This is a genomic window from Clostridium sp. 1001271st1 H5, from assembly GCF_005845215.1.
Lineage (GTDB): Bacteria > Bacillota > Clostridia > Lachnospirales > Lachnospiraceae > Enterocloster.
Genome location: NZ_SPHO01000003.1, coordinates 315012 through 329033, shown reverse-complemented (window position 1 = coordinate 329033; position 14022 = coordinate 315012). Strand labels below are relative to the sequence as shown.

The 14022-nt window shown below is 51.8% G+C and carries 10 protein-coding genes; 6 read left to right on the top strand and 4 right to left on the bottom strand.

Annotated features, from left to right (window positions below; translation table 11 throughout):
- Positions 1–13: 13 nt before the first annotated feature.
- From FGS84_RS06520 to FGS84_RS06505, 4 genes are all read right to left on the bottom strand, one after another.
- Entirely contained in the window at positions 14–994 is a 981-nt protein-coding gene (locus tag FGS84_RS06520) for an ATP-binding protein (protein ID WP_138306865.1), read from the bottom strand.
- A 79-nt stretch (positions 995–1073) separates the two neighbouring features.
- Positions 1074–2216 carry a DnaD domain protein gene (locus FGS84_RS06515; RefSeq protein ID WP_138306864.1) on the bottom strand — a complete coding sequence of 381 codons (1143 nt, stop codon included), beginning with the start codon at positions 2214–2216 and terminating at the stop codon, positions 1074–1076.
- 262 nt (positions 2217–2478) lie between these two features.
- The gene (gene murC, locus FGS84_RS06510; RefSeq protein ID WP_138306863.1) at positions 2479–3864 is read right to left on the bottom strand and encodes a UDP-N-acetylmuramate--L-alanine ligase; all 1386 of its coding nucleotides are present in this window, start codon (positions 3862–3864) and stop codon (positions 2479–2481) included.
- Positions 3865–4108: 244 nt separating this feature from the next.
- Entirely contained in the window at positions 4109–4603 is a 495-nt protein-coding gene (locus FGS84_RS06505; RefSeq protein ID WP_138306862.1) for a QueT transporter family protein, read from the bottom strand.
- Between the two features lie 325 nt (positions 4604–4928).
- Here FGS84_RS06505 and FGS84_RS06500 point away from each other — a divergent pair, with 325 nt between their 5' ends.
- The 6 genes from FGS84_RS06500 to FGS84_RS06475 all read left to right on the top strand — a co-directional run bounded on the left by FGS84_RS06500 (position 4929) and on the right by FGS84_RS06475 (position 13873).
- Complete coding sequence (locus FGS84_RS06500) at positions 4929–6821, top strand: histidine kinase (protein WP_138306861.1); 1893 nt, start codon at positions 4929–4931, stop codon at positions 6819–6821.
- Positions 6799–8367, top strand: a complete 1569-nt coding sequence (locus tag FGS84_RS06495; RefSeq protein WP_138306860.1) for a response regulator — start codon at positions 6799–6801, stop codon at positions 8365–8367. The genes FGS84_RS06500 and FGS84_RS06495 overlap by 23 nt, the downstream gene beginning before the upstream one ends.
- A 79-nt stretch (positions 8368–8446) precedes the next feature.
- Positions 8447–9856 carry an ABC transporter substrate-binding protein gene (locus tag FGS84_RS06490; protein ID WP_138306859.1) on the top strand — a complete coding sequence of 470 codons (1410 nt, stop codon included), beginning with the start codon at positions 8447–8449 and terminating at the stop codon, positions 9854–9856.
- A 10-nt stretch (positions 9857–9866) separates the two neighbouring features.
- On the top strand, positions 9867–10766 hold the full coding sequence (locus FGS84_RS06485) for a sugar ABC transporter permease (protein WP_138306858.1): 900 nt from the start codon (positions 9867–9869) through the stop codon (positions 10764–10766).
- A complete protein-coding gene (locus FGS84_RS06480) occupies positions 10756–11586 on the top strand; it encodes a carbohydrate ABC transporter permease (RefSeq protein WP_138306857.1) in 831 nt (276 codons plus the stop codon). The genes FGS84_RS06485 and FGS84_RS06480 overlap by 11 nt, the downstream gene beginning before the upstream one ends.
- Before the next feature lie 16 nt (positions 11587–11602).
- Positions 11603–13873 carry a glycoside hydrolase family 2 TIM barrel-domain containing protein gene (locus FGS84_RS06475; RefSeq protein WP_138306856.1) on the top strand — a complete coding sequence of 757 codons (2271 nt, stop codon included), beginning with the start codon at positions 11603–11605 and terminating at the stop codon, positions 13871–13873.
- Positions 13874–14022: the final 149 nt, after the last annotated feature.

The window sequence follows — 14022 nt, the reverse complement described above, 5'->3', positions numbered from 1 at the left end:
TCTTTCTTATACGTTACTTTTTTAACAGTCTGATATCTCCCCCATATAATGGAATGATTCTGTATCCGCTCATGATTCTGGATGTAACCCGGTCCGTATAGGAATCCCTGAGACGCGCCAGTGTCAGGTTGGTGGAAATGATGGTGGAACGGCTCATGTTCATCCGCTCATTGATACAGTAAAACAGCTGGGAGGATGTAAAGCTGTTGTTCAGCTCTGTTCCCAAATCATCAATGATGAGAAGGTCGCAGTCCAGGATGAACCGGTACATATCCCTCATTTCCTCTGCATTATCATAGTCGAACTTATTCCTGGAAAACACCTCGAAAAGGTCGCTGGCCGTCAGATAGATAACGGAGTGGAAACTGTCCATCAGCTCCCTGGCAATGCAGTTGGTCAGGAAGGTCTTTCCCACGCCGGTGCTTCCTGTAAACAGCAGGTTGTCATGTTTCTTATCAAATTCCCGCACAAACTCCCTGCACCCCTTTACCACCCGCCGCATGTATGCCGCGTTGGTAATGCCCAGCTGGGGAAGTATCTCCGTATCGTCATAGTATTCAAAGCTCAGGGACTTGAAATTCTCCCGTTCAAGCACATCCTCCAGATTGGACTGGGCATGCAGAAGCTTCATCTGGGCCTGAAGGAAACAGTGGCACTTATGGCCGTCTATAAGCCCTGTGTCCCTGCAGTCCGGACACCTGTAATGAAGCTCCAGATAATCGTCCGGATATCCGGCTGCCCTGATGATAAGGGACTTTTGCTCACGCAGGTCCTTAAGGTCCTCCTTCAGCCTGTCCAGGGCACTTTTATCCCCCTCCAGCAGCTTTTTAGCGCACGCCACGGAACGCTCTGCGATTTCCGCCTCCAGCTGCCTTACCACCGGAAGCCTGGCATAAATCTCTTTGCGCCGCTCCTCCAGTTTATGGTGGTTCTCAATCTGCTGCCTTCCATACTCCCTCATGATTGCATCGTACTGGGAATTGCTCAGTGCCATGGTTCACTCTCCTTATGTGTATTGGGACTTGTGACACACGCTCTAAGGCGTGTTTAAAAACGGCTGCCCGTCATCTGCCCTATGGCTGCTGTCCCACCCACTCCTTTACCTGCTTTAAGACCAGGGCATCATAATCCGTATCCCTCTGCTTGAAATTGTGGAACTGGTTGGATGTATTCTTCCTGGCGCCGGAGCCCTGTCTGGCCGACGAGACAGCGGAATCATACTTCTGAAGCCTTTTCTCCCTGGACTCGCCGCTCTCTTCCCTGGCAGCGGTACGCCTTGCATCCTGGTCCTTTACGTCGGCCAGCCCCCTGACTCCGGCCTTTTTCCAGTCCGACAATATCTTGTCCGCATACTGGAAACTGGGGTTGTGGATGGCTGTAATGGTCCTGTTGCAGGCCTCCAGCACCACGTCCCTGGTAAACCCGTAGTCCCGGAACCACTTGTCCATCAGCTTCTGTTCCGGCGCAGCCGGCTTCCTGCTGTTGATGCCGAACGCCTTCATGACAGCAAAGGAATCCCGGTTGTAGGAAGCGCAGTAATCCTTTGCCTCCTGGGCTGTCCTGATGCCCTTTTCATGCCAGCTCATGGCCACTGTCTCAATGTAGCGCACCGAAATATGACCGTTCTGCACACAGTATTCCACCAGGTACTCCAAAAGCTCGCTGCTCATGGACAATCCCTCATACAGATAAGCGAATACCTGACAGTCCCTGGGGGTAAAAACCTTATTCATATACTTCTGTGCGATGTAGAGAAGCTGGGAAAATTCCTCATCCTGGGCCAGGCGGTTCACCTGCTCCGCAGAGTAGACCGGAGCGCAGCTGTCCTCCTGATTCACGGAATCAGTCATTGTCTCCCGCTTAAACGGAGCGCCCTGCTGCTCGGGAACCTCTGCCCGGCCCCCTGACTGCGCCCGTTCCCGGATACATGCCTCAGGCTGCGGGCGGACCTGCTCCGCCAAAACCGGCTGCTCCCTTTCCGGGGCAGTGAGGACGCCGGCCTTTTCCCAATAGGAAAGAGCCCTGCGGACATCAGACTCCGTGTGGTTCAGGGCATCCGCAATCAGCTCTATGGTAATCTCCTTCCCCTGGTGGCGAAGCACATAGAGATACACCTTCACATATTCACCATTGGCAGCAGCCATATATGTATCAATGAATTCATTGGCCACAGCCGTGACCGGAACACTCCATTTATCCTTCATATTTCCACCCATCCCTACCACTCCTTGCTTCATTCTATCATAACACATCCACCTCCAAAAGAAAATAGGCGCAGTTTTGCACATATTTCGTTGTGGATAATGTGGATAATGTGGAAAAATGGTGGACATAATTGTCCCCGTTCTTCATAAAACCCCATTTTTACCGTATAAATCCAAGATTTTTTAAATCGTGCGACATTTTTTTATGTTAATCAAAAAATCCACATAGCTTCTTTACATAAAATGTTGAAAACTATGTGGATAATGTGGATAACTATTGTCCTAACAGCTTTTCTCCTACTTTTACAATATCTCCGGCCCCCATAGTTATCAACAAATCGCCGTTCATACAATTTTCCAAAATAAATGTTTCAATCTCATCAAAGGAAGGAATATAGTGCACACTGGTACCCAGCTTCTCAATCCGCTCCGCCACATCCCTGGAACTGACTCCCAGGGTATCTGTCTCACGTGCAGCATAGATATCCGCCAGTATCACCTCGTCCGCAGCAGACAGCGCCTCCGCAAACTGGTCCAGAAACGCCCTGGTCCTGGTATAGGTGTGGGGCTGGAACACGCACCACAGCTTCCTGTGGGGATAATTCCTGGCAGCCGCCAGGGTGGCCCGTATCTCCTGGGGATGGTGTGCATAGTCGTCGATAACAGTGACTCCTCCGACCTCTCCCTTTTTCTCAAACCGTCTGTCCGTGCCTGTAAATCTTCCCAGCCCCGCCATGATGGCGTCAAAGCCTGCTCCCAGCTCCAGGGCAACGGCAATGGCAGCCAGGGAATTATATACATTGTGCTCTCCTGTGACGCCCAGGGTGATGCGGTTCACCACCTCTCCCTGAATCACCAGGTCATAAGAAGGCCTGGCATATCCGTCGTATGTTATGTTCCGGGCAGTATAGGTACTGGAAGGGTCCTTCCCAAAGGTGACCACCCGGCACTTAAGGCCTCTGGTAATCTCCTCCGCCTTCTCGATGGAGCTGTTCACCACCAGAAGTCCCTTGGACGGAAGCTTCTCTGCAAACAGCCGGAAGGAATGGCGTATGTCCTCAATATCCTTGAAGAAGTCCAGATGGTCCTCCTCAATATTCAGTATAACCTCCATGGTGGGATAAAAGGACAGGAAACTGTTGGTATATTCACATGCCTCCGTGACAAACAAATCCGGCCCGCCCACTCGGATGTTGCCGCCTATGTCCTTAAGGATGCCTCCCACGGAAATAGTGGGATCCATGTTTCCCGCCAGAAGGATATCCGTAAGCATGGATGTGGTGGTGGTCTTGCCATGGGTGCCCGAGATGGCGACAGCCTCCTTGTAATTGCGCATCAGCTCACCTAAAAGCTCTGCCCGTGAAAGCATGGGAAGCCCTTTATCCCTGGCCGCCCTGAACTCCGGGTTATCCTCATGGATAGCCGCCGTATACACGACCACGTCAATTCCCGGCTCCTTCTCAATATTGGCGGCCCTCTGTCCGTAGTATACCCTGGCTCCCTTTTTTTCAAGGTGCTCTGTCAGTCCTGTCTCATGGGAATCAGAGCCTGATATGGAAAATCCCTCATCCAGAAGAATCTCCGCCAGGCCGCTCATGCTGATGCCTCCAATTCCAATGAAGTGTACGTGTTCCGGTTTATTAAAATCTATCTGATACATAATCAATAGTCCTTCCCTGTGCCTGTCATCCATTTTCCCGCACAAAAATATCTCTTCCTTATTATATCAAAAAAAATTCGAAAAGCTATATAAAAAATGGAGAAATACCGGCTCCCCGGCATTCCTCCATGACAGACCTGATATATGATATGCACTCAGGCTCCTGCCTGAGCCTGCATACCCCCAAAGTCCTTCTCTGATTTTTCCTTAACAGTTTATCCCGGTATTGTACCGGCAGGCCGGCTTACGCTGCCTGCTGCTTAAAAACCAGATTTTTATATCGCTCCAATGTAACCATCAGCACATTGCCCAGCACTCCCACGGCCAGCACTTCCCCGATGCCCACTGTGACCATTGCCACCGGAATCAAATCCGGGGAACCGTAGGCATAACGCAGCACCCACGGAATGATGATGGCATTGGACAGGATAGGCGGCAGGCATACACACCATTTATGCCTGCGCAGGTACCAGGAACCGGCTGCCCCAATCAGGGTTGCCAGGCTTCCGAACACCATGTCCCACGGACTTCCCAGCATCAGGTTGGACAGGAAGCACCCTGCAAACAGTCCCGGCACTGCTGCCGGCGTAAAATAGGGCAGGATGCACAGGGCCTCAGATACCCTGAACTGAATTGCCCCAAAGCTGATTGGCGCAAATGCCACGGTCAGGGCCACGTACACGGCAGCTATCATGGCGCCGTGTGCCAGATGGTACATTTTCTTGTTGCTCTCTCTCATATTCGGTTGTCTCCTTTAGTTTTGTTTTAGGTGTGGAAGGTCTCGAACACACCGGTCGTTGTTGCAGATTGTCCCGGTAAATGCTGATGAATACTGGGAATCTGCGGCCTTATTGCAGGGGATAGTGTAGCATATTTTGGGCGGGAATGCAAGCCATACCCCATTTTTACCCCATCAGACGTCCCAGGATGGCCTTTAAGGTCTGCGGCCTGGAGGATTTTGACCTGATGGCGGCGGATTTTTACCAGTATAGAAAATGAATTAACCTTGAATTGCCCTCCCAAGACATGCTATGATTGAACCAGCAAACACAAGAGGTAAAATCATGAAACCAATATTCAAAAGCAGCCTGATTAAAGACGTGGTAATCAGTTATGTCTGCATGATTGTGTTCCCAGTCATGATTATCCTGGGCCTGGTGTTCCTGGCTGCAGGGAGATACATCTACCGGGCTGCCACGGAGTCCGTAACCGTGACCCAGCAGGCGGTTCTGGAATTATACCGGGAAGAGACCCGCAGTTCAGCCCTGGCCCTGTCCCGGGTGGTCAACATGAACGGAGGCACCACCATACGGGATGCGGCGGGACATGACGCACAAAAGCAGGAACAGGCCCTGGAACAGCTGGATACCATGTATCAGATGCTGGCCGCGCCTGAATATAAGATTCTGGACATCCATATTTACCGCAGGGATGGCTCCGCCATCATTCCCAAGGGCGAGATGCGCTACAGCGTGGACGAGCTGCGGCAAAAGGAATGGTATCAGGCCGCTGTCAGCAATCCGGGACTGGTACACACCGCCCTGGTGGACGAAGACTATTTTTACCGCATCCGTTCTGCCCGGGAGATTCTGGAGATATCCGCCTATGCTCCCGGGGAGGATACGCAGGCAGAATGCATTGTCCTCTACCGGATATCAAAAATACCGGATTCCATTAAAAACTACAACAAAAACGGAAAGCTGGGAACCATCTGTCTCATCAACAGCCAGGGAAACATCGTGGCAGCCCCCGGTCAGAAAAACCGGATTCCGTCTGCTGTCATGGAAAAAATCCGGCAAAACGCAGCAGACCCGGCTGGCTCAGCCCGCCCCGCAGCCAGCAGTCATCCTGCAAAAAATAACCATGTATCCGACGGCGGCCGGCAGCAGATTTCATACCGCGGCATACGGTATATGATTCTGCCAATGCCTGAGCCAGGATACTATCTGGTCAGCGCGGTCAACGAAACCTCACTGTTCGGACAGTTCACCCTGTTCTCACTTATCAGCATGGCTGTCATCCTGTGTGTGGTCCTGATGTTCATTTTCTATTTTAAATGGTACATGAACCGGCTGCTGATTCCGCTGGGCCATCTGACGGAAGGCATGAGGGAGGTGGAGCACCGCAACCTGGACACGCAGGTGGAAATGTGCAGACAGCAGGATATTGCCCGGATGATAGCCACCTTCAACAACATGGTGGAGCAGATTAAAAAGCTGATTCATGACAAGGAACAGATTGAAAAGGAAAAATACCAGGAAGAGCTCCATACCCTCCAGTCCCAGATGAATCCCCATTTTCTCATGAATACGTTGAATACATTAAAATTCATGGCCATCTCAGCCCATTATACCGGTATGCAGGACATGGTGGTGGCCCTGGAAAATATTCTTGCAGCAGTGCTAAACCGGGACGGAGGATTCTACCGGGTCCGCGATGAGCAGTCTGTGCTGGAGAGCTATATCTATATCATGCAGTTCCGCTACATGGACAGCTTTGAGGTGGACATGGACTTAAATCCCGCGGTTCTGGACTGCAAGGTGCCCAAGCTGATTCTGCAGCCTATTGTTGAGAACTGCATTACCCACGGTTTTGACAACCTGGGCGACCGTCTTGGCAGGATAACGGTTGCCGGGACCATACGGGAAGGAAACCTGATTTTTGAGATTACTGACAACGGCAAAGGCATGGACCAGGATACCATCCGTCAAATCCTAGGAGATACAGAATCCCAGGAACCTTCCGGTTCCCCGGAATCCCCCGGCCGGCCGGAACACCCCCGGCGCCGTACCATTGGCGTAAGCAACACGGACAGGCGTTTAAAGCTTAATTTCGGTCCCCGGTACGGAGTCTCTATCCAATCGGAACCAGGGGCATATACCAGGGTCACGCTGACCCTGCCTGTCATAACGAATACAACAGAGGATGAGGACCATGTACACAGTACTGATAGCTGATGATGAAGCAATTGTAAGGATGATGCTGAGTTCCATGATTGACTGGGATGAGATGGAGCTCAAACTGGCCGGCTGCGTATCCAACGGCCGGGAGGCCCTGGCTTATCTGGAACAGCATCCGGTGGACATCCTGATTACAGATATACAGATGCCGGTCATAGACGGTCTGGAGTTAATCCGCCGGGTGAAGGAATTTCATACACAGCCGGAAATCCTGGTTCTCAGCGCATACAATGATTTTCCCTATGTGCGCCAGGCCTTTAAGCTGGGCATCTATGATTACTGCCTGAAACGGGAAATCCATGAGGAGATGCTGAAACGGCATCTGTCCAATATGAAGCAGCTCCTGGCCCAAAAGGGCAGGACCCGGGCTGACGGCGGTGAAGGCATCCAGGACCGGAAACAGCTGTTGTCCCGGCTTCTCCGCGGGGAAATCCAGCCTGAAGCAGCCGGGCTCCCTGACTGTTATTACATGGTCTGTTTTTCAATCCAGAGATGTCAGGAAATCAGGAAGAACTTCGGCAGTGATTTTGACCGGAATTTCCATGTCTCGCTGCTTAATCTGGCCGGACAGATTTCACAGATTGCAAACCACGGCGTTATCGTGCCGGACCATGTGACCAATCTGGTCATGGTCTATGAAACAGGCACCTCTGACAGCCAGGGACAGGCCCTGGAAGGCCTTCTGCGGGTCTGCCGGCGCCTTCTCAATGCCTGGAAGAACTACATGAACGTGGAGGCATCTGCAGCCGTGAGCAGCCTGGCCCAGGGGCCCTCTTCCTTTGAGGAAAAACTGGCCGAAGCAACCATGAACCTGACCATGAAGTATATCATGAAATCCCAGAACCTGTTTTCTTCCCTTGATTATTCCCGCTTTCCCCTCCGGGAGGCAGTGGCCCGGGAGAGCGAATTCCAGGAGGTCATACAGGCCCTGAAATCCAATAACACGGCGCGCTTTGAGTCTGCCCGTTCCCTGCTTCTGGTGCGCATACAGGAATCTCCGGTGCGGCAGGCAGGCCTTCTGGCGCTCTATCTGGCCTACCATATCGCCGCCTCCCTGGTCCACCAGCTGGAGGACACGGACTATGTATACAGCACCAGCCTTCTGGAGGAGGTGACCAGGCTCAGGACCAGCCAGGAAGTGTGCATATGGACCGTGAATTTTCTCAGCGACATGAAGCGCTATGTCCAGTTCCACTACCAGTTTGATTTCCCGGACGAAATATCCAGGGCCATCAATTACATTGACAGCCACTATTATAAACCGGACCTGACCCTCTATGAAGTGGCCTCGGAAGCCGGTTTCAGCGAAAAGTATTTCAGCACGCTTTTCAGCCGCAAAATGGGAATGTCCTTTTCCAGCTACATGAAGCATCTGCGCATACACCACGCCAAAACCATGCTGAAAGAAACCAGCATGAAACTGAAGGAAATAAGCGAGGCCGTGGGCTACAACAGCGTGGAATACTTTGTGCGGGTATTTTCAGCCCAGGAGGGGGTGAGTCCCTCCGCCTACCGCAAACAGAGCCGTACCATTGTACAGTGAATCGAACCTTTTTTCATTGTTTTCATCCCCTGGAATTGTTACACTGAATCTGACAAAAGCAATCACATAGGAGGAAGCTATGAAAAAGAAAAGATATTTGTTAGGCGCAGTGGCCCTCACGGCAGCCCTGGCCGCAACAGGCTGCGGCGGCAGCGGTTCCCAGACAGCGGACAGCGCAAAGAATCAGGCAGACGCAGGTAAGGAACCAGGCAGTGCGGATTCCGGCAGCAAGGACTCCGGCAATAAGGACAACAGCGGCGCCGCAGAGGCGGACAGAAACATTTCCTGTACCCTGACCCTGGCCACCTGGGATGTGGCGGCTGCCAAGACCTTTGAGGAACTGGACATGGAAGGACGGTTCCAGGAACTCTATCCAAATGTGGAAATCGACATTGAAGAATTCAACGCAGAACCAGAGTACTTCAATTCCATGAAAATCCGTTCCTCTGCATCCGAGCTTCCCGACCTGATGTTCCACAAATCCGACAGCATGAACCAGTACTCCGAGTACCTGGCGGACCTGACGGATACAGAAGCCAACAGGAACAACCAGATTGCCTCCGAGTATGCGGTGGACGGCAAGGTCCTGGGCATACCGGACCGCAAGGCAAACGATTATGTATATTACTGGACCGACATGTTTGAGGAGGCAGGGGTAGAGGTGCCTGCTACCTGGGATGAATTCGTGGAGGTCAGCGAAAAGCTTCAGGAACATTTCGGCCCTCAGGACCCTGACTTCGGCGCAATCTGTATGGGCGCAAAGGATGCATGGCCCACCTATCCCCTGATGGAATATGGCCCCGCCGCACAGAGCGGAAACGGATATTACTGGGATGCCATGACAAAGGAGGATGCTCCCTTTGCAGAGGGCACCGACATCCACACGGTCTACGGAAAGATTTATGACCTGTTCCAGAAGGGCGTGCTTGGAAAAGACCCCTTAGGCATCACCTACGACCAGAGCCGCGCTCTCTTTGCAAAGAAAAAAGGGGCCATGACCTTAAACAGCCCCATGTTCCTCACTGCATATAAGGCAGACGGCTATGACACCGCAGGTATGTCCACCTTCTACCTTCCTTTCCGCGATAACAGCCAGGAAGATTTCAATCTGGTAACACAGGGAGACTGTTTCCTGACCGTAACCAACAACTCTGAAAACCCGGAAGTTGCAAAGGCATTCCTGGAGTTCTATTTCAGCGAGGCCTGGTACCCGGATTATATTGCCTCCATCAGCAGCGACAGCACCATGACTCCCTATGCAAAGGAGCTGGACCCTGTGCTTCAGACTGCATCCCAGCTTCAGCCCGAAGTGAAATTCGTGACCTATGGGGCCGGCGGCAGCGACTTTATCAACATGGTATCTGAGACCAAGTTTGACTGCAAGCAGCTGGGCGTGGAGATGCTGACAGACGGCTTTGATTATGCAAAGCGCTGTGAAGAGCTTAACCAGACCTGGGCGGAAGCCAGAACCAAACTGGGCCTTAAATAGGAGGACAGGTATGAACAGGCTCAACCGAAAAAGAATCACCTTTTTAAGCCTGTCCCTAGCAGTTCCGGTCATTCTGTTATGTGTATTTGTGGTTTATCCATTCTGGGAGCTCATTCATATGAGCTTCCTGGAATGGGACGGCGTTGCCTCCCTGCGCACCTTTACAGGGCTTGACAATTACACACAGCTCTTTTTCAAATCCCCGGAATTCTGGCAGGCCTTCCGCAACAATTTAACGTACCTTCTGATTCATGGAATCATGATGCCTGTGGAGCTGGTGCTGGCAGTCATGCTCTCCAGCCGCTTTAAGGGCTCAGGTTTTGTCAAGGCCATTATCTTCCTTCCTTTTATCATCAACGGCGTGGGTATCTCCTACTCCTTTTCCTACTTTTTTTCGCCTGTGGAAGGCGGCTTCAACTATATCCTGACCAAGCTGGGTTTGGGAGGCCTGATTCAAAGCTGGCTGTCCGACCCTAAAATCGTAAACTATGTGCTGGCCTCCGTATCCATCTGGCGTTATATGGGCTTTCACATTGTTCTGTTTATGGCAGGCCTTTCCTCGGTTCCAAAGGATATGATGGAGGCTGCCGTTGTAGACGGCGCCAATGCATGGCAGCGTCTGAGATACATCCAGCTTCCGGCTATCCGTACCGTTATTGATTTCATGCTCTTTGACGTCATCAACGGCAGCCTGCAGATGTTTGATATCCCTTATATCATGACCGCAGGAGGGCCGAACGGGGCATCCAACACATTTTCCATCTACACCATTGACACGGCCTTTAAATACAACAACTTCGGAATGGCCTCCTCCATGGCCGTAATCATGATATTTATGATTGTATGTGTACAGATTGCCCAGCGCTTTATCACAAACAGATTGAGAAGGAGGGACCGGCATGGCGCATAGAAAACTATCCCTGGCAGGAAAATATGCCGTATCGCTTATCCTGGTCCTTATGGTTTTCCTGCCCCTTCTGGTAACCATCATAAGCTCCCTGAAAATCCCCGGAAGCCTGGATGCCCAGTCTCCGCTGTGGATTTCAGCCAAGGACATGACCCTGAACAATTATCTGAGCGTATTCAAAGAACGGTATCTTGTCAGAGCCTTTACCAACACCATCAAGATTGTTGCTGTCAGCATTTTCTTCAATGTGCTGGTGGGCTCCATCACCGCCTATTGTCTGGAACGCTTTGAGTTCCGATTTAAGAAAATCATCTACATCCTGTTTTACCTGGCCATGATGGTCCCCACCAATATTGTGGAGATTGCCAGATTCCAGGTTATCCGGGGCATGGGGCTTTACAATACCCTGGGTGCGCCCATTGTCATATACATTGCCGCCAACCTGATGCAGCTTTATATCTACCGGCAGTTCATTAGCGGCATATCCGTTTCACTGGACGAAAGCGCCATGCTGGACGGCTGCGGATACTTCAGGATATTTGCGCAGATTATCTTCCCGCTGCTGACACCGGCCACGGCCACTCTTGTCATCATCAAGACCGTGTCCATTGTAAACGACATGTACATACCCTATCTGTACATGCCCAAGAATCAGAATAAAACCCTGACCACCTTCCTGATGCGTTATGCAGGCGCACAGCAGAATTCCTGGCCCCTGCTTGCAGCCGGAATCATCGTGGTGGCCCTTCCCACTGTGCTCCTGTATATCTTCTTCCAGAAATACATCATAGAGGGAATCACGGCAGGCGCCGTAAAAGAATGATACAAGGAGATGAATTATGGACAGACCTGTTTTATGGAACCTGAACTGGAAATTTTACGACTATTTTGAGGAAAGCCTCCTGACAGAGGATTCCGGCTGTTTCGCAGATGTGAACCTGCCCCACACGGTAAAGGAACTGCCCCTGAGCTACTTCAGCCATCAGGAGACAGCCATGATAAGCACTTATGTGAAAACGCTCCCTGTTACCCCCCAAATGCTGGAAAAGCGAATCATTCTGGTTTTTGACGGTGTCATGACCTATTTCGAGCTCTTTGTCAATGGCCAAAAGGCAGGGGAGCACAAGGGCGGCTACTCAAAAAGCATGTTTGACATTACCGGCTCATGCACAGAGGGCGTTAACCGGATTGTACTGCGGGTGGACAGCCATGAACGCCCGGACATTCCTCCCTTTGGATATGCCATTGATTACATGACCTACGGCGGGGTTTACCGGGATGTGTGGCTCTACAGCTGCAGCCGCGTATTTGTGGAACGCGCCTTAATCCGCTATGACCTGGAGGACAAAACCGTTATCCTGAAACCCGAACTGTTCCTGGATAACAATGGCCCGGAATGCTCCTGCACGGCTGACATCTGTCTGAGGGACAGGGAGGGAGGTGTTGTCTCCTCCTACAAACGCCCCGTTAACGCCGCACCAGGCAGAACCAGCGTTACCCTGGAGCCCCAGTGTATCCCGTCCCCAATTCTCTGGGACCCGGACAACCCTTACCTCTACACGGTTGATATAACCCTGGAATCTGAGGGCCAGATACTGGACAGCCACCATGTGAGAACAGGCTTCCGCACCGTTGCCTGCACACCGGACGGGCTTTTCATCAACAACAGGAAAATCAAGATAATGGGGCTGAACCGCCACCAGTCCTTCCCCTATGTGGGCTATGCCATGGGCAGGCGGGCCCAGGAAAAGGACGCCGACATCCTGAAGGATTACCTCAATGCCAACACGGTCCGCACCTCCCATTATATGCAGTCCGAGTATTTTCTGGACCGCTGCGATGAGATTGGTCTGCTGGTGTTTTCAGAGATACCCGGCTGGGGCCACATTGGCGGGGAGGAATTTAAAAGGGTCATGATGCAGGATGTGGAATCCATGATTTTGACCCAGTACAACCACCCCGGCATCTTCATCTGGAGCATACATATCAACGAATCCCTGGACGACGATGAACTGTATACCAGGGCCAATGCCCTGGCCCATAAGCTGGATTCCTCGCGCCCCACCACCGGCGTGCGCTATATCACCAACAGCCATCTTCTGGAGGATGTGTACTCATTAAATGATTTCACCTACTCGGACTGCGACCCGGACGGCACAAAGCTGTTCAAGGGCCGCCAGGAAGCCACCGGCCTGGAATACCCGGTTCCCTTTATGATTACCGAATTCTCCGGGACAGCGTTTCCCACCAAGCTCTGGGACAGCGCGGACAAACGCACCACTCATGCCAGGGCCTATGCCAGGGTATACAGCCATTCAAACCTGTCCAGGGACCTGATGGGCATCATTGGATGGTGCGCCTTTGACTATAATACGCATGCTGATTACGGTTCAGGCGACAAAATCTGCTACCACGGCGTCATGGACATGTTCCGCATCCCGAAATACGCTGCCTATGTGCTGCGCAGCCAGAAGGACCCGGAGCAGGAAATCGTGATGGAGCCCACCACGGAATTCTCCAGAGGTGATAACAAGGGCAACCGGCTGGTGTCCCCCTTCATGGTGCTTACCAACTGCGATTACATTGAGGTGGAGATGTACGGAAAGGCCCCTGTCCGCTATTATCCCGACAACCGTTATATGGGCCTGGACCATCCGCCCATTGAAATCCAGGAGGAAATCGGCGTATGGCAGGATTTGTGGCAGGATGGGAAAATCACCGGCTACTACAAGGGAAAGGCTGTCATCGAAAAGAAGTTCCTGCGTGATTCCTGCTTAAGCACTCTGGAAGTCACTGCCGACGATACGCAGCTGTATGGAGATTATACAGATACCACCCGTGTGGTATGCAGGGTTGCGGACCAGGCTTCCACTACCCTGGTGTATTTCCCCGGCGTCATCCAGGTGCAGGCAAAAGGTCCCATCCAGATAATCGGACCTGCAGTGATTCCGGTAAGGGGCGGCTACGCTGCTTTCTGGGTTAAAACAAATCCCCAGCGTTTCTCCGGAAATGCAGAAACTGCAGAACTTGACATCCAGCTGTCAGAAACACCGCTGGAGAAGAAATGTGTGAAGATAGATGTGGTAAAGTCTGATATATCGGTAGGTTAAAAGGTTATTCCATATGTAAGGCCCGCATGGGCACGGCTTATCATACCGTGTCCATGCGGGCCCCTATAATACTATCATTAAATCCTGATTCAAATCCCTTTATCTAGTGCGGCATTCTTCCATATACCGCGGCATCCCCTGGCCACATA

Excerpts from the sequence above, each read along its gene's own strand:
- FGS84_RS06520 (WP_138306865.1), bottom strand. The coding sequence starts at position 994 with ATGGCACTGAGCAATTCCCAGTACGATGCAATCATGAGGGAGTATGGA.
- FGS84_RS06515 (WP_138306864.1), bottom strand. The coding sequence starts at position 2,216 with ATGGGTGGAAATATGAAGGATAAATGGAGTGTTCCGGTCACGGCTGTG.
- murC (WP_138306863.1), bottom strand. The coding sequence starts at position 3,864 with ATGTATCAGATAGATTTTAATAAACCGGAACACGTACACTTCATTGGA.
- FGS84_RS06505 (WP_138306862.1), bottom strand. The coding sequence starts at position 4,603 with ATGAGAGAGAGCAACAAGAAAATGTACCATCTGGCACACGGCGCCATG.
- FGS84_RS06500 (WP_138306861.1), top strand. The coding sequence starts at position 4,929 with ATGAAACCAATATTCAAAAGCAGCCTGATTAAAGACGTGGTAATCAGT.
- FGS84_RS06495 (WP_138306860.1), top strand. The coding sequence starts at position 6,799 with ATGTACACAGTACTGATAGCTGATGATGAAGCAATTGTAAGGATGATG.
- FGS84_RS06490 (WP_138306859.1), top strand. The coding sequence starts at position 8,447 with ATGAAAAAGAAAAGATATTTGTTAGGCGCAGTGGCCCTCACGGCAGCC.
- FGS84_RS06485 (WP_138306858.1), top strand. The coding sequence starts at position 9,867 with ATGAACAGGCTCAACCGAAAAAGAATCACCTTTTTAAGCCTGTCCCTA.
- FGS84_RS06480 (WP_138306857.1), top strand. The coding sequence starts at position 10,756 with ATGGCGCATAGAAAACTATCCCTGGCAGGAAAATATGCCGTATCGCTT.
- FGS84_RS06475 (WP_138306856.1), top strand. The coding sequence starts at position 11,603 with ATGGACAGACCTGTTTTATGGAACCTGAACTGGAAATTTTACGACTAT.